The organism is Halomonas sp. H10-9-1 (assembly GCF_040147005.1).
Classification (GTDB): Bacteria; Pseudomonadota; Gammaproteobacteria; order Pseudomonadales; family Halomonadaceae; genus Halomonas.
This window is the reverse complement of the sequence record NZ_JAMSHO010000001.1, coordinates 3,623,284-3,645,678: the sequence shown is the minus strand read 5'-3', so window position 1 is coordinate 3,645,678 and position 22,395 is coordinate 3,623,284. Positions and strand designations below refer to the sequence as shown.

Below are 22,395 nucleotides of genomic sequence, written 5' to 3'. Positions count from 1 at the left end.
CCGTCATGATACGGATTTTGCCGTAAGGCCACGACCCCGGGGGCCGGTACGGCATGTAGATGGACATTGGTCATGCAGGCTGTTTTCCCTGTGTCATGCCTTGCCCGCCGGCGTGCCAGGCGTGCGATACTCTTTTGCCACCCTCGGGTGGCGTTTTTCGTTTCAGGGAGGCGGCCAGGCATGCTGGAACTGCTGTCGGTACTGCTCGGCGGGGGGCTGGGCGGCATGGCGCGGCTGGCCCTCGGCAACGCCGTGGGCCGGCGGCTGGGGGCTCAGCTTCCCTGGGGCACCCTGGCGGTCAACCTGAGCGGCGCCCTGGCCATGGGGCTGCTGGCCGGTGTGCTCGGGCTTCCCGCCGCGGGAGTGCCGGATACGGCCTGGTCCCTGCTCGGCATCGGCCTGCTGGGTGGCTATACCACGGTGTCGTCCCTCAGCCTGCAGGCGCTGTCACTATGGCAGCAGGGCCGCGTGGCGGCAGCCACAGGCTACCTGGCGGTGACCCTGGCCGCCGGTGTCGCCGCCCTGTCGCTGGGGGCCTGGGTGACCGGAGGCCTGGCATGAGCGCCTGGCGGGCCTATGCCGCGGTCGGCCTGGGCAGCGGCCTGGGCAGCGGGCTGCGCTATCAGCTCGGTGCATGGCTCGAGGCCCCTGGCTTGCCCTGGGCGACCCTGACGGTAAACCTGGTGGGGTCCGGGCTGATCGCCCTGTTCGCCGCCTATGCGGCGGGTCGCACCCACGGCCGGGTGGCGCGCTGGCAGCCCTTCTTGGTCGCCGGCTTCTGCGGCGGCTTCACCACCTTCTCGCTGTTCGGCCTCGAGACCCTGGCAATGCTGAGCCAGGGCCACTCCATGACGGCTCTTGGCTACGTGGCGCTGAGCCTGGCCGCCTGGCTCGGTGCCGCTTGGGCGGGTCATCTTATCGGGCGACGCCTTTCACGATCATCCTGTCGTCAACCGCGATAGCCCTGGAGTCGCAGGGCCATCGCTGGGGCGTTGTCGGCCATGCGAGTGAGCCAGCCTCACCGCTCGTCCTGAGAGGGCATCCGGCCCGAGACCCAGGCGCCGGCGTCGGGAATATTCATCGTGTACTCCTGGTCGAGCCAGGGCATGCTTCGCCAGGGTCGTCTCCCAGCGGGCCACCCACTCGAGCAGCTCCTCCTTCTTGCCGTCGTGGGCCACCAGCGCGATGCGCTTGCTGGCCGGCAGGGCGAGATCGACGAACGCACCGGACTGAGGAGAGCCATCCACGACGCCCACTCCTCGACCTTCGATGCCAATCACACCCGGGTGAATGGCCGCCTGGTCAAGGTGATGGCCTGGTATGACAACGAGTGGGGCTTCTCCAACCGCATGCTGGATACCGCCCTGGCGATGCACGCCGCCGATTGAGCGATGTGAGGTAGCTTCTGCTTGGAAGAGGAAACGCAAGACGCCCCGGGAAGGGGCGTCTTGCGTAGAGGCAGGCTCGCTGGGCGGTCAGCTCAGCCGCTGCATGTAGTCCACGTAACCGAAGGTCTTGACCGTGCGCACCTCGCGGCTGGTCTCGTCGACCCGGCAGATCGACGGCAGGCGAATGCCGTTGAAGGTGGTGGTCTTGACCATGGTGTAGTGGGCCATGTCGGTGAACACCAGGCGATCGCCGATCTCGAGCGGCGCATCGAAGGAGTAGTCGCCGATCACGTCGCCGGCGAGACACGTCATGCCTCCCAGGCAATAGGTGTGGGCCTTCTCGCCGGGTTCGCCGCCGCCGATGATCTGCGGCCGGTAGGGCATCTCCAGCACGTCGGGCATATGCGCGGTGGCCGAAGTGTCGAGGATGGCGATGGGGCCGTCGTTGTCGACGATATCCAGCACCGAGCAGACCAGGTAGCCGGTGTTCAGGGCGATCGCCTCGCCCGGCTCCAGGTAGACCGTCAGATGGGGATGACGCTCGCGGAAGCCGCGAATCACCCGTACCAGCCGCTCGACGTCGTAGTCCTCGCGGGTGATATGGTGGCCGCCGCCGAAGTTGACCCACGTCAGGCCGGCGAGGTAGTGGCCGAAGCGCTCCTCGAAGGCCTCCAGGGTCGACTCCAGGTCGTCGCTGTTCTGCTCGCACAGGGTGTGGAAGTGCAGCCCCTCGAGGCCTTCCATCACCTCCGGGGTGAGGTCCGCGGCTCGGGTGCCGAGCCGTGAGCCCGGCGCGCAGGGGTCGTAGAGCGGTACCGCACCGGTGGAGTGCTCAGGATTGACCCGCAGCCCGCAGGAGGCCCGGCGGGGGGCGGCCGCGATGGTCTCGCGGAAGCGCCGCCACTGGCCCGGGGAGTTGAAGCTGAGATGGTCGGCGTAGCGCAGCACCACGCTCAGCTCCTCCTCGGTGAAGGCCGGCGAGTAGCAGTGCACCTCGCCGCCGAAGGCCTCCGCCCCCAGGCGCGCCTCGTCCTGGCCGCTGGAGGTGGTGCCCACCAGGTACTGGCGAACCAGCGGGAAGGTATCCCACATGGCGAAGCCCTTCAGCGCCAGCAGGATGCGAGCCCCGCTGCGCTCCTGGACCTCGCCGAGGCGCTCCAGGTTGCGGCGCAGCAGGGTGTCGTCCACCACATAGGCCGGGGAGGGGCAGGCCCGGACATTGAAGTCCAGGCCCTGCACGCGTGCGTTCGCCATGGCTCAGGCCAGCGGGTCGTGGTCGGGGTCGAGCTCGACCACCTGCCACGGCAGGCCCATCTCGCCGATGCGTGCCATGAAGGGGTCGGGGTCGAGCTGCTCGACGTTGAACACGCCCGCGCCCTTCCAGATGCCCTCCAGCATCAGCATGGCGCCGGTCACCGCCGGCACGCCGGTGGTGTAGGAGATCGCCTGGGACTGGACCTCGGCATAGCACTGCTCATGGTCGCAGATGTTGTAGATGTGCACCTTGCGCCGCTTACCGTCCTTGATGCCGTCGGCGATGATGCCGATGTTGGTCTTGCCCTTGGTGCGCGGGCCCAGCGAGGCCGGGTCGGGCAGCACCGCCTTGAGGAACTCCAGCGGGGCGATCTCGGCATCGCCCACCTTGATCGGCTCGATGCTGGTCATGCCGACGTTCTCGAGCACCTTGAGGTGGGTGATGTACTTGTCGGAGAAGGTCATCCAGAAGCGGATGCGCTCCAGGCCCTTGATGTTCTGGCACAGGGATTCCATCTCCTCGTGGTAGAGGAGGTAGATGTCCTTCTCGCCGATACCGTCGAAGTCGAACTTGCGCTTCACCGCCAGCGGGTCGGTCTCCTTCCACTCACCCTTCTCCCAGTAGCGACCCTTCGCGGTGATCTCGCGAATATTGATCTCCGGATTGAAGTTGGTGGCGAAGGGATAGCCATGGTCGCCGCCGTTGGCATCCAGGATATCGATGCGATGGATCTCGTCGAACAGGTTCTTCTGAGCGTAGGCGCAGTAGATATTGGTCATGCCCGGGTCGAAGCCGCAGCCCAGGGTAGCCATGTTACCGGCCTCGGCGTAGCGCTCCTGGAAGGCCCACTGCTCCTTGTACTCGAACTTCGCCTCGTCGGGATGCTCGTAGTTGGCGGTATCCAGATAGGGCACGCCGGTGCGCAGGCAGGCCTCCATGATGGTCAGGTCCTGATAGGGCAGGGCCACGTGGATCAGCACGTCGGGCTTGAAGGACTCGATCAGCGCGACCAGCTCATCAACGCTGTCGGCGTCTACCCGGGCGGTCTGGATCGGTCGATCCAGCTGGGCGGCAATCGCCTTGCACTTCGCTTCGTTGCGGCTGGCGAGCATGATCTCGCTGAAGACCTCGGGATGCTGGGCGCACTTGTGAGTGACGACGCCGCCGACGCCGCCGGCGCCGATAATCAGGACTTTGCTCATGGGGTTCGAATCCAGATCGGGTAGAGGGGAAGTGTCTTGGCCTAGCCCGCCTCACCGCAGAGGGGAGGAGTGGGCGCGATAATGGCGCCCTATGAGGCTGGTATCAAGTGGTTTTGGCGTCAAGCTGAAGGTGAGGGAGCAGTAACCTGAGGTTAACGGCAATCCGCTAATGTCGATAGGCATTGGGAGCCCTCCGAAAGCTCTCTCAAGTCAGCCTATCCAGGCATGGCCTGGTGGGTTCGAGACAGGCCCGAGCGTTGAGTGAGCAATGATTATCGATGGAGACAAGCCGCTCCGTGGAGCCCTTTCAGGCAGCGTTAGGGACAGAACTCTCCTGCTGGCGAAAACGTCGGCCCTCGCTGACACTCATAGGCCTGGGCGCCATAGGCTATGGGTATTTCGCTGCCGTTGCCCGTCGGCATGACGATCAGACGCTTCCAGATCGCCGCGATGGAGTCGTCCAGCAAGCCACCCCGGCGCATCCCCGCATTCAGTGCCGTGCCCTGCCCCAGGTTGAGCTCGATCACGCCTTCCATAAAAGGCTCCGGTACCACGCGGCTCTCGCTCAGGCGCTCGATCTCGATCACATCTCGACCTCCGGCCAATGGGTCGATCGCGGTTGCCGGTGTCGGCAGGCCCTCATGTACCACCGGATAAGGAGCCTCGAGTGCCAGTGATGTTTGCGTCATCTCACCCCAGGGTGCGACGTTGTCGAGGCTGGCGTCGAGCGATAGGCAGGGTGAGTTAAGGCAATTCATTGATTCGGCTTGTGTGTCGCTGAGCTCGACGCGGCCAGCGGCAAGAATGTCGGCTCGCATGCCCTGTACGGGGTGCGTGATCAATCGCCACGAGACGTGGGGCCCGGCATCGAAGGACTCGAGGGGCGCGGCGTGTTCGGCGCCATAGGCGTCGATGACGTCCTGGTGTATGGCGGCTCCCATGCTGAAGCGATCGACCTGGATAAGGCTGAGGGGGAGCGGGCTGGCTTTCGGTGGGTTCGGAAGCGCCTCGAGCCTATGCGTAATGCGATAGCGGACGCGATCGCGGGGGCCTTCGGCGGTTTCAAGTGCCAGAACGGCCATGGCCAAGGGGCTGATATCCGAAGTTGGTGGGAAAATCGATGCCCCCTGGCTCGACGGCTCCAGGGTGTCGGCGATCCGTTGCAGAACCTGCAGGCTGTCCTGGGCCTCATACCCGTCAAGAAACCGGGTGGACAAGGCATCCAGGGGGTCGGCCTCACTCGCCTGGGCCATGGCCCAGGGGGCCACCGCCGTCAGTGCAGTGACCAGGACCACAGATCCGACGTAACACATGTCATTGCCTCCGTGCCTCACCAGCGGGCCTGTTACGGTTGTTTAGTTCACCTCCACGACCGAACGGCCGAGTAGCTCTCGTCCGGTAATATCCAGGAAGCGAATCTCGTAGAGGCCAGCCTTATCGGGCATTGTCAGCTCCATGGTGTTGGCTTCGCCGATGGGCTGGATACTGATCCAGCTGAAGTCCGGCTGGTCCTTGCGGGCCAGCGAGATGCGCTGGTCGCCGCTGTCGCTCCTCCCGCTCCAGCTAATGGTGATGGTCTCGCCGGGGGCGGCCGATGCTGGTACCGAGAGCCCCGCTCCTTCATCCAGAGGGGCGTCGGCACCGACAACCTCGAGTGAGACGCTGGCCAGGGTCTTCTTGCCCTCGTCCAGGATATAGCGAATCTCGTAGAGCCCCATTTCGGCGGGGGCGGTCAGCCGAGTCTCCGTCACCTGGCCCGTGCGTCGATAGGTGCCGCGCACGCCCTCGTCGGCGCCTGCCGGCACGATGGCGATCATATCGTTGGGGTTGATCGTCGATGACCATGAGATATCCACATCGTCTTCCGCGCGAACGATATCGGGGCCGGACATGCCCATCTCCGGAGCGACGACCTCGATGGGCGCGGTGGCCAGGGTCCGCTTGCCCTCGTCCAGGATATAGCGCAGCTCATAGAGGCCGGTGTCGGCGGGTGCGGTCAGGCGCCCCTCGGTGTCGTTACCGGTGCGCTTGTAGTTGCCGCGGGTGCCCTCGTCGGCGCCGACCGGCACGATGGCGATCATGTCGGAGGTGCTGATGGACGACGACCAGGAGACGTCGAAGGGGGCGCCGGTGACCACCTGGTCGGGCCCGGAAACACTGACCTCGGGTGCGACGACCTCGATGGGCGCAGTGGCCAGGGTCCGCTTGCCCTCGTCCAGGATATAGCGCAGTTCATAGAGGCCGGTGTCGGCGGGCGCGGTCAGGCGCCCCTCGGTGTCGTTACCGGTGCGCTTGTAGTTGCCGCGGGTGCCCTCGTCGGCGCCGACCGGCACGATGGCGATCATGTCGGAGGTACTGATGGGCGACGACCAGGAGACGTCGAAGGGGGCGCCGGTGACCACCTGGTCGGGCCCGGAAACACTGACCTCGGGTGCGACGACCTCGATGGGCGCGGTGGCCAGGGTCCGCTTGCCCTCGTCCAGGATATAGCGCAGTTCATAGAGGCCGGTGTCGGCGGGCGCGGTCAGACGCCCCTCGGTGTCGTTACCGGTGCGCTTGTAGTTGCCGCGGGTGCCCTCGTCGGCGCCGACCGGCACGATGGCGATCATGTCGGAGGTACTGATGGGCGACGACCAGGAGACGTCGAAGGGGGCGCCGGTGACCACCTGGTCGGGCCCGGAGACACTGACCTCGGGTGCTTCCGGTTCTGGTTCCGGCTCGGGAGCCGGGGGCGCCTTGTCGACCGCATCCTTTACCTGCGCCAGGGCGGCGTGCAGCTCGTCGGCATTGCCGGCGGGCACAAACAGGCCGCCGGTGTTTTCGGCGATGCAGGCGAGGCTGGCATGAGCATCGTCTTCCAGGTCGAAACCAACGACATGGGCGGTGAACCCGACGCCCTGGCTGGCAAGTTGCTCGGAGAGTGCGCAGGGGTCGGCATTGCAGGTCTCCACGCCGTCCGAGATCAGGACCACGGTGGCAGGGTTGTCACGATAGGCCAGCAGGTCGGCGGCGTGCTGCACCGAGGCCGAGATCGGCGTCTTGCCGACCGGCTTGATGGCGTTGACAGTGTCGATGAAGCGGGCCTTGTCGATTGGCCCCGGCTCAACCAGCGTTTCGATATCACGGCAGTCACCCTGACGCCGGTGACCGTAGGCAACCAGGCCAAGGTTGGTCTCGGCGTCCCAGTTGCTGACCAGCTCAGACATCACGTCACGAGCGATCTCGATCTTGCTGGTGCCCTCGATCTGCCCCCACATGGACCCCGAGGCATCATAGACAATCACGATATCCTCCGCGGCGATGGCCGATGCTGCCGAGGTGAGGCCACCGGTGATCATCAACGCCGCCACTGTAGGTGTGATCCGTCTCATGTTCACTTCCTCGCGTATAGCAGGCCGAGAGTGCAATCCCCAGCTTAGCCTCGCTGCTTGTGGGCTGGTGGTTGGTTTTCAACGTTCCAGGTGGCATCGAGGCATAGGAGCCAAGGCTTGATGATGGCAGGGCGGATGCTGGCAGCGCCCCCTTCGTTCAGAGGGGTGGGCGACGTCTGGATTTGATTAGTTAACCTCTCAACCCTAACCTGCTGATATGCCGGCCTTGCCGGGTCTTCACCGACAAGCTTCATCAACTCGGCTTGTTCAGTTGCCGATCGACAATAATCGGGTCGTGAACCTGATTCGTCCCTGGGCGTTGGGTCGCACAACAAGCTGTTCGCCGAGTCACTGCGCAGTGCCAGCGCGCCATCACCATCATGAGCCTGATCCAGTGCGCCAGGCTGAATGGTCACGAGCCTTGCGCCTACCTGAAGGACGTGCTGGAACGGCTGCCGGCGCAGAAGGCCGGCCAGCTCCACGAACTCCTGCTTCACCACTGGCGGCACACAGCCTGATCACTGGCAAGCGGTGTTACCGGTTCGCTTACGCAGGTACGGTTCCCGGGGATGGCTAACAGGTTGGCCAATAAACGAAAAAAGCGCCCGTAGGCGCTTGATTCGTCGACTTGATTGGTGGCGGCGTCCAACTAAAAGTGTTGGCATGATTCTGATATTTATATGTTTTTATTGGTTTGTGTTTTGATTGTGCCCCCAAGTGTGCCCCCTTAGAGGCGTTTCTACCCCTCATTCGTCAGCGCCTGGCAGATACCTATCAGCCACTTCAGGAAGCATGCCGCGTCAGGTCGTGGAAGTGGATGCCGGTCGCCTTGATCACGGCGGTCATGGTGCGCAGCGTCGGGTTTCCCTTGGGGGACAGTGCCCGGTACAGGCTCTCGCGTGAGACCTTGGCACGCTCGGCCACGGCAGCCATGCCGCCTTGAGCTTCCACCACATGGCGCAGTGCCAGCAGGAAGGCAGACTCCCCCCCCTCCTCGTCCAGTTCATCGAAGGCAGTGCGCAGGTAATCGAGCACCATATCGGGGTCATCGCGCAGCATCTCGATAACAGCGGTGTCGTGGCTTTTCATGTTCGTGCTCTCCTCCGGTGGTCAGCCAGAAACTCCTTGGCCTGCTCGATGTCGGCCTGCTGGCGCTTCTTGGTGCCACCGATTAACAACATCACCAGGCGCCTGCCCACCTTGGCGTAATACACGCGGTAGCCAGGTCCGTAGTCGATGCGCAGCTCCAGCACTCCGTCGCCAACAGCCTTGGTATCTCCTGCATTCCCAGTAGCCAAGCGGTTGAGGCGAGTCAGCACGCGCATCGCGGCCTGACGATCCTTGCCCTTGGTGGCATCCAGCCAGGCTTGAAACGGATCGTGGCCGTCAGCGGTGAGGTAGTGCGTCAGCTCCATCATTGGGAGCATTGTAGCCTAAAAGCTACAAAAGGGAATGGGCAGCGCCAGCAGCGTCTCGACCACTGCATACCGCTCCCTCGGTGCCCGGCTCGTCAGGTTCGGCCATCAGCTTCACCTTGAGGTGCTGGACCGCTGGACCGCTGGACCGCTGGACCGCTGGACCGCTGGACCGCTGGACCGCTGGGCTCCGGGCGGCCAGGATCGCCAGCCGCGTCTCGGCCTGGCGCATCTCCTCGCGCAGCGACTCGCGCTCCTCGGGCGTCAGGCGGTAGATCGCGGGCGACCGCTTGGGCTTGTCGTCGGCACTCTTCGGGGAAGGGCAGGCGCTCGCCCCTGGCCACGGCACGGGACCATGCCCGGTATCGGCGGCGTAGCTCGGCTTGTTCGTCCATTGGTGGTCCTCCTTGGCGGCCCTTTTTTACCGTCGCAGATAATTCACCCTGGCCCCTTTTTATCGGCGGAAGAAATGCGCCCCGGCCTCGCGTGCGTACTGCTCCGAAAACTCCGCCACCCTTGCCCCACCAGGGGCTCAGTATTCGAACCGGACGCTCGAACCAATGCGCGGCCAGGGTGCGCGATGCGGTGCGCGAACAGCCGTCTACCGCGTTGCCCTTGTCCACCAGCGGTGCAGCAGCAGCCAGCGGCAGCGCCAGCGGCGGGCGACTCGAACGGGCCATTCGTCGGGCAGCACCATGATATGCCGGAGCGGTGGTATGGCGACCATGTAGCGGTCGCCGTTCTGCTCACCGTTGTCACGATCCCTCTGCTCGGCATGGCCCAGGCCAAGCCCGGCACCGGCAGCGTGATCGCCGCCGCCATCGGCCATCTTGAATGCCTTGTCTCTCGGCTTGGCCATTTTCACGGCGGTGGTGGACAGCTTGTTGGTCTGGCGGCTCATTGGGGGCACCTCGGGGCGGTGATCGCCTTATGCCCCCTTTCGGCAGCGCCAGATGCCCCCAAGGGTAGGGGCGGGCTGTCGGCCAGTCAGGCGCCGGCTGGCGCGGTTTCTGGCAGGCTTGGGGGCATCAGGGTATCGGCTTCAGCGTTGTGCCCCCAGATATGCCCCCTTGGGCGGGGGCATGTATGAAACGTCCAGACACAAGAAAGGGGCCCGGAGGCCCCTGTTCATGCGGTTTCTGGAGTGTTTTGGAACTTCTTGAAACCTAGATTTGGTGGAGGCGGCGGGAATTGAACCCGCGTCCGCCAGCACGCACCCATTGGCTCTACATGCTTAGATTCCGTCGTTTGATTTAACGCCTCTGGCTCCGACGGTCAGGATCCAGCGACGCGATTCCTCTTAAGTTTAGCGAACGGCATGAGGACGCTACCGATCGCGATCCCATCATTCTTGGCTCGTATCCCCTCCGTGATGAATGGGCACATCACTTCGGGGCCGGACTAGAAGCTAGCGGCTATTAAGCTGCCAGCGCGCCCTGAGCGTAGTTGTCGTCGTTTGCGACTATTTAGTCGTGATGTTGGATTTACGAGATACATCACGCTCTCGGCATGCACCGCAGGGGTTGTCACCGGCGTCGAAACCATGTCGCCCCCTCAGCTCCCATCCTAACAGGATGTCGCCAGGTATGACACATCAGCCGCGGTTTTGTTCCCGCATGATGCGTCCTTTCTGGCGTTGCCAGTCGCGGTCCTTCTCGGTGGCGCGCTTGTCGTGCAGCTTCTTGCCGGTCACCAGGGCCAGCTCACACTTGACCCGGTTACCCTTCCAGTAGAGCTTGAGCGGCACGCAGGTGTGGCCCTTGTCCTGGGTGCGCGAGAAGATCCTGGCGATCTCCTTCCTGTGCAGCAGCAGCTTGCGCGTGCGCGTGGGGTCGGCCACCTCGTGTGTACTGGCGGTGTTGAGCGGCAGGATATGGCTGCCCAGCAGCCAGGCTTCGCCGTTCTTGACCAGGATGTAGGTGTCGGTCAGCTGGGCCTTGCCTGCACGCAGGCTCTTGACCTCCCAGCCGGACAGCACCAGGCCCGCTTCGAAGGTTTCTTCGATGTGGTATTCGAAGCGCGCCTTCTTGTTCAAGGCGATGACGTTGCTGCCGGGGCCCTTGCCCTTGCCTTTCTTGTTGGCCATGAAACCTCGTATCGTGTCCTTGCCCGTGGCGGCTCCCTCCGAGATGGGGGAAGCGTGGTACCATTCAAGGCCTGAAATGACGGCCCATGATACGCCCTGGGCACCGTGAAGTCAGCGAGGAGCGCAATGCCAACGGTCAACCGAACCGCCATGGTGCGGCATACCCCCCAGGAGATGTTCGATCTGGTCAACGATTTCGAACGCTATCCGGAGTTCCTGCCGGGCTGCCGCCGTGCGCGCCTGGTGGAGCGCGACGAGTCTCACCTGATCGGCGAGATGACGCTGGGGCGGGCCGGCATCGAGCAGAGCATCATGACCCGCAATGACCTGATCGAACCCGAGCGTATCGAGATGTCGCTGGTCAGTGGTCCCTTCAAGCGCCTGCGTGGCCGCTGGCTGTTCACGGCGATGGGCGAGGAGGCCTGCAGGGTGAGCCTGGAGATGGAGTTCGAGTTTGCCAATCGCCTGCTCGGCATGGCCTTCGGCAAGCTCTTCCAGCAGGTCGCCGGGCAGTTGGTCGACTCCTTCACGCGCCGGGCCAACGACCTCTACGGGCGCTGAGGCATGGCCGTGATCGATATCGAGGTGGCCTTCGCGCTCCCCGGGAGGCAGCGCATCATCAGCCTGCGGGTGCCGCTCGGCACCACCGCCGGCGAGGCCGTGGCGCTGGCCGACCTGCCGTCACACTTCCCCGAGCTGCCCGCCGATGCCTTTAGTGCCCCCGACCTTGGCCTGTTCGGCAAGCGCCTTCGCGAGCCGAGCATCCATCGCCTGCGTGCGGGCGACCGGGTCGAGGTCTACCGCGGGTTGATCATCGACCCCAAGGCGGCGCGCCTGGCTCGCGCCAACAACAGAGACTGACGCCCCGCCGGGCTGGTGCGCGGCGGGGCGTCGGTTGGCAGGGTGGGCTGGCCGCCGTCAGCGCTGGTCGGCGGGTACCGCATTGGGTGTCACCAGCGGCGAAGTGGTGCCACCCTCCGGCAGCGGGCCGCCCTCGCTCTGACGCATCTCGATCGCCTCGTCGAAGTCGCCCTCGCGCTGAATGTCCGCCAGGCGGTTGCCGTCGAAGGTCAGGGTCACGCGGCGGCGTTCGGTGTCTTCGTAGGCCTTGTCCAGATAGAAGACGTAGTCCCACTGGCTGGCGTCGAAGGGTGCCTCCAGCAGTGGGCTGCCCATCAGGTAGATGACGTCGTCGCGGGTCATGCCCGTGCGCAGTTGCTCTACCATCCCGGCGGTCACCAGGTTGCCCTGGGGAATGTCGCGCTTGTAGACACCGAAGTAGCTGCAGCCGCTGGCCAGCACCAGGGCTGCGGTAAGGGTGACGATTTTAGTCAACTTTTGCATTTGCGCCTGTTCTTCACTATCGTGGTTTCGGTCGATCATACCCGACCCTACCCGTTACTGCGAAGAGCAACTATGGCCGACCAGAACCACGAATTACGCAAGGCCGGTCTGAAGGTGACCCTGCCCCGCGTGAAGATCCTGCAGATCCTGGAAAGCGCCCAGGGCGAACATCACCTGAGCGCCGAGGATGTCTACAAGACGCTGCTGGATGCCGGTGAGGATGTGGGCCTGGCCACCGTCTACCGCGTGCTGACCCAGTTCGAGACCGCGGGCCTGGTGGTCCGCCACAACTTCGATGGCGGCCACGCCGTGTTCGAGATCTCCCAGGAGGAGCATCACGACCATATGGTGTGCCTGGAGAGCGGCGAGATCGTCGAGTTCTTCGATGAGCTGATCGAGCGTCGCCAGCAGGAGATCGCCGAGGAGCACGGCTACGAGCTCGTTGATCACGCCCTGGTGCTCTATGTGCGCCCGCGTGGCTCCAGCGCCACTCGTCAGGATGGACCGCCGCGCAAGTAGCCGGCAACGTTAGCCAGCAACACCAGCCAGCAACACGACGGCCCCGACCATCGATCGGGGCCGTCGTCTTTCATAGGGGGCTGTGGCGGGTCTTAGTGGTGGGGGCGCTGGCTGGCGTCCAGCATCTCGCGCGCATGGGCCAGGGTGCGGTCGGAGAGATTGACCCCGCCCAGCATGCGCGCCAGCTCGCCCACGCGGCCGGCCTCGTCGAGCAGCGCCATGCGGGTCAGTGTGGTATCGCCCTCGGCCTGCTTCTCGATATGCAGGTGGCGGTGGGCCTGGGCCGCCACCTGGGGCAGGTGGGTCACGGTCATCACCTGGCCCTGCTCGCCGAGCCGGCGCAGCAGCTGACCGACGATTTCGGCGGTGGCGCCGGAGACCCCCACGTCGACCTCGTCGAACACCAGGCTGGGAATGGTGGAGTGGCGTGCCGCCACCACCTGGATCGCCAGGCTGATGCGTGACAGCTCGCCACCCGAGGCGACCTTGGCCAGCGGCCGTGCCGGCTGGCCGGGGTTGGCACTGATCGAAAAGTGCACAGCCTCGAGCCCCTCGGCGGATGGCGCCTCGCGCTCGCTGAGCTCCACCGCGAAGCGTGCCTTACCCATGGCCAGGAAGGCGAGCTGCTCTTGCACCGCCTCACCGAAGCGGTCGGCGGCCTGGCGGCGGGTCTCGCTCACTTCGCGGGCCAGGCGCTTCCAGCGCTCGCGAAGCGCCTCGACCTCGGCGGAGAGGGTGTCCAGGTCCTGGTCGCCCTCTGCCAGGCTCGTCAGCTCGGCATGCAGGCGCTGGTGCAGTGCCGGCAGCTCCTCGGGCATCACATGGTGCTTGCGCGCGAGGCGGTGCACGGCGCCCAGGCGCTCGTCCACCCAACTCAGCCGCTCCGGGTCGAGCTCAGTGTCGGCGGCGAGGTGAGTCAGCTCGCGGGCCGCCTCCTCGACCTGGATGCGCGCCTCACCCAGCAGGGCCAGCGCCTCGCCCAGGCGGCCGCGATCGCAGCCGGGCAGCGCCTCGAGCCGGCCGATTGCCTGGGTAAGCAGGTGGATGGCGCCGCCCTCGTCGTTGTCGCAGCAATCGCTGGCGAACTGCGTCTCGCGCAGGCGCTCTTCGGCATGGGCCAGCTCTTCCTGCTCCTCCTCCAGGGCCTTCAGTTCGCCTTCGGCGAGCCCCAACTGGTCGAGCTCCTCCACCTGGTAGTGCACCAGCTGGCGGCGGGCGCTTAGCTCGTCGTCGTCCTCGGCCAGGCGCTTGAGCCGGCGGCGGGTGGCCTGCCAGGCGCGGAAGGTCTCGGCCATCTCGCCCACCACCTCGCGATGGCCGGCGAAGTCGTCGAGCAGGCGCAGGTGGGTCTCCGCATGCAGCAGCTGCTGGTGGGCATGCTGGCCGTGCACCTCGATCAGGTGCTCGCCCAGGGCGCGCAGGTCGGCCACGGTGGCGGGCTGGCCGTTGATCCACGCCTTGGAGCGCCCGCCGGCGCTGACCACTCGGCGCAGCAGGCAGTCGTCGTGGGGCAGTTCCCGGGCGACCAGCCAGGCGTGGGCCTTGGGGAGGTCGGTGATATCGAAGCGTGCGGAGAGGTCGGCGCGCTCGCGCCCGTGGCGCACGCTGGTGGCATCGGCCCGCTCGCCCAGGCACAGGCCCAGGGCGCCGAGCAGGATCGACTTGCCGGCGCCGGTCTCGCCGGTGATGGCGGTCATGCCGCCGGCGAGCTCTAGCTCCAGATGGTCGACGATGGCGAAGTCGCGAATGGCAAGTTCCGTCAGCATGCTGCCTCCCCGGTCGGGCCTGATGTCGGCTGCCTGGTTATTCATACATGATGTGAGTGTTTATACAGTAGTCCAGGATTTCCGACAATGCATGGTTGACTCGCCGTGTTCGATGCCTTGAGTTCCGACGAGGCGTCCCCATATAGCGGGCATAATCACTTCACATTCACATTGCATCGACGGCCCCCGGCCGCCGCATACCTGTCAGGAGAGACCCCATGGCCAAAGATCCCCAGACCCCGCTGAACGAGGAGCTCAAGCGCCGGGAGGAAGAGGTCGAGCCCCAGGCCGAGCCCGTGGAGGGTGAGCTGGCGGATGCCGTCGAGGCGGCCGGCCACGCGGAGCAAGCCCCCATCGAGGGCGGCGACAACCCCGAGGCCGAGGTGCTGGCTGCGCGTGTCGAGGAGCTCGAGCAGAGCGTGGCCGAGGCCAAGGACCAGGCGCTGCGCGCCGCCGCCGAGGCACAGAACGTGCGCCGTCGCGCCGAGCAGGAGGCCGAGAAGGCCCGCAAGTTCGCGCTGGAGAAGTTCGTCAAGGAGCTGCTGCCGGTGGTCGACAGCCTCGAGAAGGCCCTGGAAGCCATGGCCGACGGGGCCAGCGAAAGCCACCGTGAAGGGGTCTCCATGACCCTCAAGATGCAGCTCGACGTGTTCGGTAAATTCGGCGTCGAGGTGGTGGACCCTGCCGGTGAGCCCTTCGACCCGCAGTACCATGAGGCCATGGCCATGGTGCCCAACCCGGAGCTCGACCCCAACAGCGTGATGGAAGTGATTCAGAAGGGCTACCTGCTCAACGGGCGCCTGGTGCGCCCGGCCATGGTGGTGGTCAGCCAGGCCGCCGGCTAAACGGCAACAATTCCGGGGCGCGGGGCTTGAAATGCTTCTCGCGGCCCCCAGATAGATGGCAACTCTGCGGCGAAGGCCGCTGAACACGACACCTGAACACATTACACGACTTCGAGGATTTCCTATGGGACGCATCATCGGAATTGACCTTGGCACCACCAACTCCTGCGTGGCCGTGCTCGACGGCGACAGCGCCAAGGTGATCGAGAACGCCGAGGGTACCCGCACCACGCCCTCCATCATCGCCTACACCGACGACGGTGAGACCTTGGTGGGCCAGGCGGCCAAGCGCCAGGCGGTCACCAACCCCGAGAACACCCTCTACGCCATCAAGCGCCTGATCGGTCGTCGCTTCAAGGACGACGTCGTCCAGAAAGACATCAAGATGGTGCCCTACAGCATCACCGAGGCCGACAACGGCGACGCCTGGGTGGCGGTGAAGGGCAAGAAGCTGGCGCCGCCCCAGGTCAGCGCCGAAGTGCTGAAGAAGATGAAGAAGACCGCCGAGGATTACCTGGGTGAAGCGGTCACCGAAGCGGTCATCACCGTGCCGGCCTACTTCAACGACAGCCAGCGCCAGGCCACCAAGGACGCCGGCCGCATCGCCGGTCTCGAGGTCAAGCGCATCATCAACGAGCCCACCGCGGCGGCGCTGGCCTACGGGATGGACAAGTCCCGTGGCGACAAGACCATCGCGGTCTACGACCTGGGCGGCGGGACCTTCGATATCTCCATCATCGAGGTGGCCGACGTCGATGGCGAGACTCAGTTCGAGGTGCTGGCCACCAACGGCGACACCTTCCTGGGTGGTGAAGACTTCGACATGCACCTGATCAACTACCTGGTTGATCAGTTCAAGAGCGACAGCGGCATCGACCTCACCGGCGACAACCTGGCCATGCAGCGCCTCAAGGAAGCCGCCGAGAAGGCCAAGATCGAGCTCTCCAGCGCCCAGCAGACCGATGTCAACCTGCCCTACATCACGGCGGACAACACCGGTCCCAAGCACCTCAACGTCAAGGTGACCCGCGCCAAGCTGGAGTCGCTGGTGGAGGAGCTGGTCAAGCGCTCCCTCGAGCCGTGCAAGATCGCGCTCAAGGATGCCGGCCTGTCCGCCTCCGAGATCGATGACGTCATCCTGGTCGGCGGTCAGACCCGCATGCCCATGGTGCAGAAGTCCGTGGCCGACTTCTTCGGCAAGGACGCCCGCAAGGACGTCAACCCGGACGAGGCGGTGGCCGTGGGTGCTGCCATCCAGGGCGGCGTGCTGGGCGGCGACGTCAAGGACGTGCTGCTGCTCGACGTTACCCCGCTGACCCTGGGCATCGAGACCCTGGGTGGCGTGATGACGCCGCTGATCGAGAAGAACACCACCATCCCGACCAAGAAGACCCAGACCTTCTCGACCGCGGATGACAACCAGACCGCCGTGACCATTCACGTGCTGCAGGGTGAGCGCAAGCAGGCGGGCGGCAACAAGTCGCTGGGCCGCTTCGACCTGGCCGACATCCCGCCGGCGCCGCGCGGTGTGCCGCAGATCGAGGTCGCCTTCGACCTGGACGCCAACGGCATCCTCAACGTGTCCGCCAAGGACAAGGCCACCGGCAAGGAGCAGTCCATCGTCATCAAGGCCTCCAGTGGCCTCTCCGACGACGAGATCGAGCAGATGGTCCGCGACGCCGAGGCCCACGCCGACGAGGACAAGAAGTTCGAGGAGCTGGTGGCCCTGCGCAACCAGGCCGACGGCATGGTCCATGCGGCACGCAAGACCGTGGAAGAGGCCGGCGAGCACGCCAGCGACGAGGAGAAGGAAGCCATCGAGAGTGCCGCCAAGGAACTCGAGGAGGCCATCAAGGGGGATGACAAGGACGACATCCAGGCCAAGCTCGACAAGCTGACCGAAGCCTCCGGCAACCTGGCGCAGAAAATGTACGCGGCCCAGGCCGAGGCCGCCCAGCAGGCGGGCGGCGACGCCAGCGATGCCGGTGCCAAGCCGGAAGATGACGTGGTCGATGCCGAGTACGAAGAAGTCAACGACGACCAGAAGAAGCAGTAAACCACGCATCTAAGCCATGGATGACACCGGCGCGGGGGCCTGACTCCCGCGCTGGTGTTTCCGAGGGACCGCGACGGAGGCGGACAGACCCATGTCCAAGCGCGACTATTACGAGGTACTGGGCGTAGAGCGCGGTGCCGATACCAAAGAGATCAAGAAGGCCTACCGCCGGCTCGCCCAGAAGTTTCACCCCGACCGCAACCCGGACGACGACGGCGCGGCGGAGAAGTTTCGTGAGGTCTCCGAGGCCTACGAGGTGCTCAGCGACGGCGAGAAGCGCGCTGCCTATGACCAGTTCGGCCATGCCGGAGTGGATGGCCAGGCCGGCGGCTTCGGCGGTGGCGGTTTCGGGGGTGCAGGGGCTGGTGGCTTCAGCGACATCTTCGGCGATGTGTTCGGCGATATCTTCGGCGGCGGCGGCGGTGGCCGGCGTCATCCCAATGCCCCCGCCCGGGGCAGCGACCTGCGCTACAACCTCGAGCTCGACCTCGAGGACGCCGTGGCCGGCACCAGCGTGGATATCCGCGTGCCGCGCCACGTGGAGTGCGAACGCTGCGATGGTGAGGGTGCCGAGCCGGGCTCCAGCAAGGAGACCTGCCCGACCTGTAACGGCATGGGCCAGGTGCGTATGCAGCAGGGCTTCTTCGCCGTGCAGCAGACCTGCCCGACCTGTCATGGCTCCGGCCAGCATATCAAGGTGCCGTGCCACAAGTGCCACGGCGAGGGCCGGGTGCGCGAGACCCGCACGCTGTCGGTTAAGATCCCCGCCGGGGTGGATACCGGCGACCGTATCCGCCTCAACGGCGAGGGCGAGGCCGGCATCAATGGTGGTCCGCCGGGAGATCTCTACGTGCAGGTGCACCTCAAGTCGCACCCGATCTTCCAGCGCGACGGCCGCAACCTGCAGTGCGAGGTGCCGATCAACTTCGTCGACGCCACGCTGGGTGGCGAGCTGGAGGTGCCCACCCTGGGCGGTCGAGTCAAGCTGAAGATCCCGGCCGAGACCCAGACCGGCAAGCTCTTCCGCCTGCGTGGCAAGGGTGTCAAGCCGGTGCGTGGCGGCGCCCCGGGCGACCTGATCTGCAAGGTGGTGCTCGAGACCCCGGTCAAGCTCAACGAGGAGCAGAAGGACCTGCTGCGCCAGTTCCAGGAGAGCCTGGGGGGCTCCAACAGCGCCCACCACTCGCCCAAGAAGAGCGGCTTCTTCGACGGCGTGAAGAAGTTCTTCGAGGATATGAAGCCGTAACGGCTTTCTTCCTGGCAAGCGCCTGGCAGGGCCCCGTCACCGAGAGGTGACGGGGCCCTGCTACATTCCAAGGCATGGCTCGGCGCCGCCCCATAGAGGCGGCGCTACAACCACCCGGCGCGGCGGAAGCGTCGATAGAGGGCGCCGCAGGCGCCGCCCATGGTCAGCAGGGCAAGAGGGTAGCCGAGGCGCCAGTCGAGCTCGGGCATATGGGTGAAGTTCATGCCCCAGATGCCGGCGAAGATGGTGGCCACGGCGAAGATCGCCGCCCAGGCGGCGAGCCGCTTGTTCACTTCGCCCTCGTCGATGGCCACCATCGAGAGGTTCACCTGGATGGCGGTGATGATCATCTCGCGAATGCTGTCCACCGCCGATTCGATGCGGTGCAGATGGTCGTAGACATCGCGGAAATATTCTCGGGTCTCGAGGCAGAGTGTCGGTACCCGTCCGCTGAATAGATGACTGACCGCCTCGCCCAGCGGCATGGCGGCGCGCTTCAGCTGCATGGCCTGTCGCTTGAGCTGGTAGAGCCGCTCGAGGCTGGTGCGTGCCGACCCCTGTACGAAGATCTCGTCTTCGATGCTCTCCAGCTCCGCCTCCAGCGCCTGCAGCACCGGGAAGTAGCGATCGACCACCGTGTCCAGCAGCGCGTAGAGAGCGAAGGCCGGGCCCCGGCTAAGCAGCACGGGATCGCTTTCGCAGCGCTTGCGCACTTCGCTGAAGCCCTCGCCCGGAGACAGCCGTACCGAGAGCACATAGCCGGGTCCGGCGAATACCGCTACCTGGCCGGACTGCAGCTTGCCGTCGATCATGGCGACCATGTGCATGATCATGAACAGGGCCGAGTCGTACTCCTCGAGCTTGGGGCGTTGGTCACCCTTCAGGGTGTCCTCCACGGCCAGTTCGTGTAGGCCGAACGCCGCTTGATAGTGAGCCATCTCCTGTGCGCTGGGGTCGTGCAGGGCCACCCAGACAAAGCGGTCGGGCTGCCCCAGGTAGTCGCCGATCTGGTCGGGCTGGATATCGTGCAGGCGGTGGCCCTTGTCGTAGACCGCGCAGTTGATGAGCATTGGCTAGCTCTCCCGATCATGACTGGTGTTCTGGATGGCCCTAGTGTGCCAGGGAGTTGCCCGATGTGACTCCTACTGGCGCCGGTGGCGTGGAGGGCAGCGTAGGCGGTGAGGGGGTAGCGTTCCACGGGATGGCATCATAGTCTGGGGCCTCGACATTTCTGCAGGAGGATAGCGCCATGCCCATTTCACGCGCCGAGCTGCACGCCGAGGATGCGGCGGCCCTGGTCGATCAGCTCTGCGAGCGCTGGTCCGGTGCCAAGGAGGTGGACCGTTCCGGTGATTCGGTGCGGGCCACCTTCGAGGAGGGTAGCTGCTACCTGCAGGCCCAGCCTGACAAGCTGCTGGTGGTGGTGGAGGCTCTGGATGACGAGAGCCACGACGAACTCGAGCGTCAGGTGGACAATGCCCTGGATGAGCTCCGGGGTGTCGAGCTGGATATCGTCTGGGAGGCGTGAGTCGAGGTATTACCCTCCGTGCGGCCCACCTCGGCAGGCAGTGGGGCGGACGGCTGACGGCGGCTTGCCTCTGGTATACTGCGGTGCATTGTTGAGCCGCAAATGTTCCTACAGGAGTCCTCATGACCCGTATTGCCATCGTCGGCGTCGCCGGCCGCATGGGCCGCACCCTCGTCAACGCCGTACAGCAGGATGATGGCGCCACCCTGGCGGGGGGCATCGTCGAGCCGGGCAGCACGCTTACCGGCGCCGATATCGGCGAGCTGGCGGGGGTCGGCAAGCTGGGCGTGAGCGCCGTGGATACGCTGGATGCCATCGTCGATGACTTCGACGTGCTGATCGACTTCACCGCGCCTCGGGTCACCCTGGCCAACCTGGCGTTCTGCGCCGCCCACGGCAAGCGCATGGTGATCGGCACCACCGGGCTCTCCGGCGAGGAGTTGGCCGAGCTCGATGCCTTCCGCGACCGGCTGCCCTTCGTCTTCGCCCCCAACATGAGCGTGGGGGTGAACCTGACCCTCAAGCTGCTGGAAACCGCGGCCCGGGCGCTGGGCGACGAGGGCTACGACATCGAGGTGATCGAGGCCCATCACCGCCACAAGGTGGATGCCCCCTCCGGCACCGCGTTGAAGATGGGCGAGGTGGTGGCCGAGAGCCTGGGGCGCACCCTCAAGGAGCATGGCGTCTTCGAGCGGGTGGGGCAGTGCGGGCCGCGCACCGACAAGGAGATCGGCTTCGCCACCGTCAGGGCGGGCGATATCGTCGGCGAGCACACCGTGATGTTCGCCACCGAGGGCGAGCGCATCGAGATCACCCACAAGGCCTCGAGCCGCATGACCTTCGCCAAGGGCGCGGTGCGGGCGGCCCGCTGGGTGGCCAGCCAGGACAAGGGCCGTTATGCGATGCAGGACGTGCTCGGCCTGGAGTGACGGGGCGCCGTAGCCTAACCCCGAAGCCTAGGAACGAGGTGGTTCGACCAATGGGGTAGTCGCCGGGAGGCGTTTCCTGTAATATCCCCAAAATTTTGGCCGGGCGCCCGGGCGAGAGCCCAACACAGCGCTTGTTGCTTCGGCCCAGGCGTCTCGAGCGAATGACAACAAGCGGGATGAAACCGGTCTGCATCGGGTTCGTCCCGCTTTTTTACGACTGGCGTACGGCGGCGCTGAGATATCCTTGACGAGCAGGAGGACATGACCTTGAAGAGACCCGCGATACTGGCCCTGGAAGACGGTAGCGTGTTCCACGGTACGGCCATCGGTGCCGATGGACAGACCAGCGGCGAGGTGGTGTTCAACACGTCCATGACCGGCTACCAGGAGATCCTGACCGACGCCTCCTACGCGCGCCAGATCGTTACCCTGACCTATCCACATATCGGCAACACCGGCGTCAACGCCGAGGACGTGGAGTCTGAGGGCATCGCCGCGGCCGGTCTGGTGATCCGCGACCTGCCGCTGGTGGCCAGCAACTTTCGCAGCGAGCAGGCACTGTCCGACTACCTGGCGGCGAACGGTGTGCTGGGCATCGCCGAGATCGACACCCGTCGCTTGACCCGCATCCTGCGCGACAAGGGCGCCCAGAGTGGAGCGATCCTGGCCGGGCCGGAGGCCGAGGGCGAGGACGCCGTCGAGCGTGCCCTGGCCGCCGCCCGCGACTTCCCCGGGCTCAAGGGCATGGACCTGGCCAAGGAGGTGAGCTGCCGCGAGCCCTACGAGTGGCACGAGGGGCAGTGGGTGCTGGGGCACGGCTACCTTGATGCCCGCGACGGCGAGCGTCCCTATCATGTGGTGGCTTATGACTTCGGCATCAAGCGCAACATCTTGCGCCTGCTGGCCGCCGGCGGCTGTCGGGTGACCGTGGTGCCGGCGCAGACCCCGGCGGCCGAGGCGCTGGCGCTCAACCCCGACGGCATCTTCCTCTCCAATGGGCCGGGTGACCCCGAGCCCTGCGATTACGCCATCGCTGCCATTCAGGCCTTCCTCGAGACGGATATTCCGCTGTTCGGCATCTGCCTGGGGCACCAGTTGCTGGCGCTGGCCAGCGGGGCGAAGACCGTGAAGATGAATCACGGCCATCACGGCGCCAACCACCCGGTGCAGGACCTCGAGTCCGGCAAGGTGATGATCACCAGCCAGAACCATGGCTTCGCCGCCGACGAGGCGACGCTGCCGGCCACCCTGCTGCGGGCGACTCACCGTTCGCTGTTCGACGGTACCCTGCAGGGCATCGAGCATACCGAGCGGCCGGCCTTCAGCTTCCAGGGGCACCCAGAAGCCAGCTCTGGGCCCCACGACGTGGCGCCGCTGTTCGACCGCTTCATCGAGATGATGAAAGCCAAGCGTTAAGCGCCCGACCGCCGCCCCTCGTCCGTCAT

At 65.5% G+C, this 22,395-nt stretch carries 23 protein-coding genes, 1 other RNA gene and 2 pseudogenes; 13 read left to right on the top strand and 13 right to left on the bottom strand.

Going from position 1 to position 22,395, the window contains the following annotated elements:
• Window positions 1–180 precede the first annotated feature (180 nt).
• The 3 genes and pseudogenes from NFH66_RS17000 to NFH66_RS16985 all read left to right on the top strand — a co-directional run.
• On the top strand, window positions 181–561 hold the full coding sequence (locus tag NFH66_RS17000; protein ID WP_349611449.1) for a fluoride efflux transporter FluC: 381 nt from the start codon (window positions 181–183) through the stop codon (window positions 559–561).
• Window positions 558–962 carry a fluoride efflux transporter FluC gene (locus NFH66_RS16995; protein ID WP_349611448.1) on the top strand — a complete coding sequence of 135 codons (405 nt, stop codon included), beginning with the start codon at window positions 558–560 and terminating at the stop codon, window positions 960–962. The genes NFH66_RS17000 and NFH66_RS16995 overlap by 4 nt, the downstream gene beginning before the upstream one ends.
• A 282-nt stretch (window positions 963–1,244) precedes the next feature.
• Window positions 1,245–1,388 (top strand): annotated as a pseudogene (locus NFH66_RS16985) (erythrose-4-phosphate dehydrogenase); the annotation flags it as partial.
• An 87-nt stretch (window positions 1,389–1,475) separates the two neighbouring features.
• Here the strand turns inward: NFH66_RS16985 and nspC are convergent.
• The 4 genes from nspC to NFH66_RS16965 all read right to left on the bottom strand — a co-directional run bounded on the left by nspC (window position 1,476) and on the right by NFH66_RS16965 (window position 7,216).
• Window positions 1,476–2,642, bottom strand: coding sequence for a carboxynorspermidine decarboxylase (gene nspC, locus NFH66_RS16980; RefSeq protein WP_349611446.1), 1,167 nt, complete (start codon window positions 2,640–2,642; stop codon window positions 1,476–1,478).
• A gap of 3 nt (window positions 2,643–2,645) precedes the next feature.
• Window positions 2,646–3,845: a saccharopine dehydrogenase family protein gene (locus tag NFH66_RS16975; RefSeq protein ID WP_349611445.1), complete on the bottom strand. Its 1,200-nt coding sequence runs from the start codon at window positions 3,843–3,845 to the stop codon at window positions 2,646–2,648.
• A gap of 317 nt (window positions 3,846–4,162) precedes the next feature.
• A complete protein-coding gene (locus NFH66_RS16970) occupies window positions 4,163–5,158 on the bottom strand; it encodes a hypothetical protein (protein ID WP_349611443.1) in 996 nt (331 codons plus the stop codon).
• 42 nt (window positions 5,159–5,200) lie between these two features.
• Complete coding sequence (locus tag NFH66_RS16965; protein WP_349611442.1) at window positions 5,201–7,216, bottom strand: vWA domain-containing protein; 2,016 nt, start codon at window positions 7,214–7,216, stop codon at window positions 5,201–5,203.
• A gap of 271 nt (window positions 7,217–7,487) precedes the next feature.
• Between NFH66_RS16965 and NFH66_RS16960 the strand changes: the two are divergent.
• Window positions 7,488–7,734: pseudogene (locus tag NFH66_RS16960) on the top strand (transposase domain-containing protein); the annotation flags it as partial.
• Between the two features lie 265 nt (window positions 7,735–7,999).
• Here NFH66_RS16960 and NFH66_RS16955 read toward each other — a convergent pair.
• From NFH66_RS16955 to smpB, 6 genes are all read right to left on the bottom strand, one after another.
• Window positions 8,000–8,305, bottom strand: a complete 306-nt coding sequence (locus NFH66_RS16955) for an addiction module antidote protein (protein WP_349611440.1) — start codon at window positions 8,303–8,305, stop codon at window positions 8,000–8,002.
• Window positions 8,302–8,634 carry a type II toxin-antitoxin system RelE/ParE family toxin gene (locus tag NFH66_RS16950; RefSeq protein WP_349611439.1) on the bottom strand — a complete coding sequence of 111 codons (333 nt, stop codon included), beginning with the start codon at window positions 8,632–8,634 and terminating at the stop codon, window positions 8,302–8,304. The genes NFH66_RS16955 and NFH66_RS16950 overlap by 4 nt, the downstream gene beginning before the upstream one ends.
• Window positions 8,635–8,656: 22 nt before the next feature.
• The gene (locus tag NFH66_RS16945; protein ID WP_349611437.1) at window positions 8,657–8,980 is read right to left on the bottom strand and encodes a hypothetical protein; all 324 of its coding nucleotides are present in this window, start codon (window positions 8,978–8,980) and stop codon (window positions 8,657–8,659) included.
• Between the two features lie 252 nt (window positions 8,981–9,232).
• Entirely contained in the window at window positions 9,233–9,532 is a 300-nt protein-coding gene (locus tag NFH66_RS16940) for a hypothetical protein (RefSeq protein WP_349611435.1), read from the bottom strand.
• Between the two features lie 272 nt (window positions 9,533–9,804).
• Window positions 9,805–10,185, bottom strand: a transfer-messenger RNA (tmRNA) gene (ssrA, locus tag NFH66_RS16935).
• A 40-nt stretch (window positions 10,186–10,225) separates the two neighbouring features.
• On the bottom strand, window positions 10,226–10,717 hold the full coding sequence (smpB, locus tag NFH66_RS16930) for an SsrA-binding protein SmpB (RefSeq protein ID WP_349611433.1): 492 nt from the start codon (window positions 10,715–10,717) through the stop codon (window positions 10,226–10,228).
• Between the two features lie 126 nt (window positions 10,718–10,843).
• Here smpB and NFH66_RS16925 point away from each other — a divergent pair, with 126 nt between their 5' ends.
• Complete coding sequence (locus tag NFH66_RS16925) at window positions 10,844–11,278, top strand: type II toxin-antitoxin system RatA family toxin (RefSeq protein WP_349611432.1); 435 nt, start codon at window positions 10,844–10,846, stop codon at window positions 11,276–11,278.
• Window positions 11,279–11,281: 3 nt separating this feature from the next.
• Window positions 11,282–11,578, top strand: a complete 297-nt coding sequence (locus NFH66_RS16920) for an RnfH family protein (RefSeq protein ID WP_349611430.1) — start codon at window positions 11,282–11,284, stop codon at window positions 11,576–11,578.
• A 57-nt stretch (window positions 11,579–11,635) separates the two neighbouring features.
• Here NFH66_RS16920 and NFH66_RS16915 read toward each other — a convergent pair whose 3' ends face one another.
• Window positions 11,636–12,061 (bottom strand): outer membrane protein assembly factor BamE, encoded by a 426-nt coding sequence (locus tag NFH66_RS16915; RefSeq protein WP_349611428.1) that lies wholly within the window; start codon window positions 12,059–12,061, stop codon window positions 11,636–11,638.
• Between the two features lie 72 nt (window positions 12,062–12,133).
• Between NFH66_RS16915 and fur the strand changes: the two genes are divergently transcribed.
• Window positions 12,134–12,580, top strand: coding sequence for a ferric iron uptake transcriptional regulator (gene fur, locus NFH66_RS16910; RefSeq protein ID WP_349611427.1), 447 nt, complete (start codon window positions 12,134–12,136; stop codon window positions 12,578–12,580).
• 92 nt (window positions 12,581–12,672) lie between these two features.
• Here fur and recN read toward each other — a convergent pair whose 3' ends face one another.
• The gene (gene recN / locus NFH66_RS16905; protein ID WP_349611425.1) at window positions 12,673–14,346 is read right to left on the bottom strand and encodes a DNA repair protein RecN; all 1,674 of its coding nucleotides are present in this window, start codon (window positions 14,344–14,346) and stop codon (window positions 12,673–12,675) included.
• Window positions 14,347–14,564: 218 nt separating this feature from the next.
• Here recN and grpE point away from each other — a divergent pair, with 218 nt between their 5' ends.
• The 3 genes from grpE (at window position 14,565) to dnaJ (ending at window position 18,493) form a co-directional block, all read left to right on the top strand.
• Window positions 14,565–15,191, top strand: a complete 627-nt coding sequence (gene grpE, locus NFH66_RS16900) for a nucleotide exchange factor GrpE (RefSeq protein WP_349611424.1) — start codon at window positions 14,565–14,567, stop codon at window positions 15,189–15,191.
• Between the two features lie 124 nt (window positions 15,192–15,315).
• Window positions 15,316–17,247: a molecular chaperone DnaK gene (gene dnaK, locus NFH66_RS16895; RefSeq protein ID WP_349611423.1), complete on the top strand. Its 1,932-nt coding sequence runs from the start codon at window positions 15,316–15,318 to the stop codon at window positions 17,245–17,247.
• 91 nt (window positions 17,248–17,338) lie between these two features.
• Window positions 17,339–18,493, top strand: coding sequence for a molecular chaperone DnaJ (gene dnaJ / locus NFH66_RS16890; RefSeq protein ID WP_349611421.1), 1,155 nt, complete (start codon window positions 17,339–17,341; stop codon window positions 18,491–18,493).
• Between the two features lie 104 nt (window positions 18,494–18,597).
• Here dnaJ and corA read toward each other — a convergent pair whose 3' ends face one another.
• On the bottom strand, window positions 18,598–19,563 hold the full coding sequence (corA, locus tag NFH66_RS16885) for a magnesium/cobalt transporter CorA (protein ID WP_349611420.1): 966 nt from the start codon (window positions 19,561–19,563) through the stop codon (window positions 18,598–18,600).
• A gap of 179 nt (window positions 19,564–19,742) precedes the next feature.
• Between corA and NFH66_RS16880 the strand changes: the two genes are divergently transcribed.
• The 3 genes from NFH66_RS16880 to carA all read left to right on the top strand — a co-directional run bounded on the left by NFH66_RS16880 (window position 19,743) and on the right by carA (window position 22,366).
• The gene (locus NFH66_RS16880; protein WP_349611419.1) at window positions 19,743–20,021 is read left to right on the top strand and encodes a DUF2218 domain-containing protein; all 279 of its coding nucleotides are present in this window, start codon (window positions 19,743–19,745) and stop codon (window positions 20,019–20,021) included.
• Between the two features lie 122 nt (window positions 20,022–20,143).
• A complete protein-coding gene (dapB, locus tag NFH66_RS16875) occupies window positions 20,144–20,950 on the top strand; it encodes a 4-hydroxy-tetrahydrodipicolinate reductase (RefSeq protein ID WP_349611418.1) in 807 nt (268 codons plus the stop codon).
• A 267-nt stretch (window positions 20,951–21,217) separates the two neighbouring features.
• Window positions 21,218–22,366, top strand: coding sequence for a glutamine-hydrolyzing carbamoyl-phosphate synthase small subunit (carA, locus tag NFH66_RS16870; protein WP_349611768.1), 1,149 nt, complete (start codon window positions 21,218–21,220; stop codon window positions 22,364–22,366).
• Window positions 22,367–22,395 lie beyond the last annotated feature (29 nt).

What these genes read in the sequence shown, in the direction of transcription:
- corA (WP_349611420.1), bottom strand. Translation starts at nt 19,563, where the DNA reads ATGCTCATCAACTGCGCGGTCTACGACAAGGGCCACCGCCTGCACGAT.
- NFH66_RS16950 (WP_349611439.1), bottom strand. Translation starts at nt 8,634, where the DNA reads ATGATGGAGCTGACGCACTACCTCACCGCTGACGGCCACGATCCGTTT.
- NFH66_RS16955 (WP_349611440.1), bottom strand. Translation starts at nt 8,305, where the DNA reads ATGAAAAGCCACGACACCGCTGTTATCGAGATGCTGCGCGATGACCCC.
- dnaK (WP_349611423.1), top strand. Translation starts at nt 15,316, where the DNA reads ATGGGACGCATCATCGGAATTGACCTTGGCACCACCAACTCCTGCGTG.
- NFH66_RS16920 (WP_349611430.1), top strand. Translation starts at nt 11,282, where the DNA reads ATGGCCGTGATCGATATCGAGGTGGCCTTCGCGCTCCCCGGGAGGCAG.
- grpE (WP_349611424.1), top strand. Translation starts at nt 14,565, where the DNA reads ATGGCCAAAGATCCCCAGACCCCGCTGAACGAGGAGCTCAAGCGCCGG.
- recN (WP_349611425.1), bottom strand. Translation starts at nt 14,346, where the DNA reads ATGCTGACGGAACTTGCCATTCGCGACTTCGCCATCGTCGACCATCTG.
- NFH66_RS16965 (WP_349611442.1), bottom strand. Translation starts at nt 7,216, where the DNA reads ATGAGACGGATCACACCTACAGTGGCGGCGTTGATGATCACCGGTGGC.
- dapB (WP_349611418.1), top strand. Translation starts at nt 20,144, where the DNA reads ATGACCCGTATTGCCATCGTCGGCGTCGCCGGCCGCATGGGCCGCACC.
- NFH66_RS16970 (WP_349611443.1), bottom strand. Translation starts at nt 5,158, where the DNA reads ATGTGTTACGTCGGATCTGTGGTCCTGGTCACTGCACTGACGGCGGTG.
- smpB (WP_349611433.1), bottom strand. Translation starts at nt 10,717, where the DNA reads ATGGCCAACAAGAAAGGCAAGGGCAAGGGCCCCGGCAGCAACGTCATC.
- fur (WP_349611427.1), top strand. Translation starts at nt 12,134, where the DNA reads ATGGCCGACCAGAACCACGAATTACGCAAGGCCGGTCTGAAGGTGACC.
- NFH66_RS16940 (WP_349611435.1), bottom strand. Translation starts at nt 9,532, where the DNA reads ATGAGCCGCCAGACCAACAAGCTGTCCACCACCGCCGTGAAAATGGCC.
- dnaJ (WP_349611421.1), top strand. Translation starts at nt 17,339, where the DNA reads ATGTCCAAGCGCGACTATTACGAGGTACTGGGCGTAGAGCGCGGTGCC.
- NFH66_RS16915 (WP_349611428.1), bottom strand. Translation starts at nt 12,061, where the DNA reads ATGCAAAAGTTGACTAAAATCGTCACCCTTACCGCAGCCCTGGTGCTG.
- NFH66_RS17000 (WP_349611449.1), top strand. Translation starts at nt 181, where the DNA reads ATGCTGGAACTGCTGTCGGTACTGCTCGGCGGGGGGCTGGGCGGCATG.
- NFH66_RS16975 (WP_349611445.1), bottom strand. Translation starts at nt 3,845, where the DNA reads ATGAGCAAAGTCCTGATTATCGGCGCCGGCGGCGTCGGCGGCGTCGTC.
- NFH66_RS16995 (WP_349611448.1), top strand. Translation starts at nt 558, where the DNA reads ATGAGCGCCTGGCGGGCCTATGCCGCGGTCGGCCTGGGCAGCGGCCTG.
- NFH66_RS16880 (WP_349611419.1), top strand. Translation starts at nt 19,743, where the DNA reads ATGCCCATTTCACGCGCCGAGCTGCACGCCGAGGATGCGGCGGCCCTG.
- nspC (WP_349611446.1), bottom strand. Translation starts at nt 2,642, where the DNA reads ATGGCGAACGCACGCGTGCAGGGCCTGGACTTCAATGTCCGGGCCTGC.
- NFH66_RS16925 (WP_349611432.1), top strand. Translation starts at nt 10,844, where the DNA reads ATGCCAACGGTCAACCGAACCGCCATGGTGCGGCATACCCCCCAGGAG.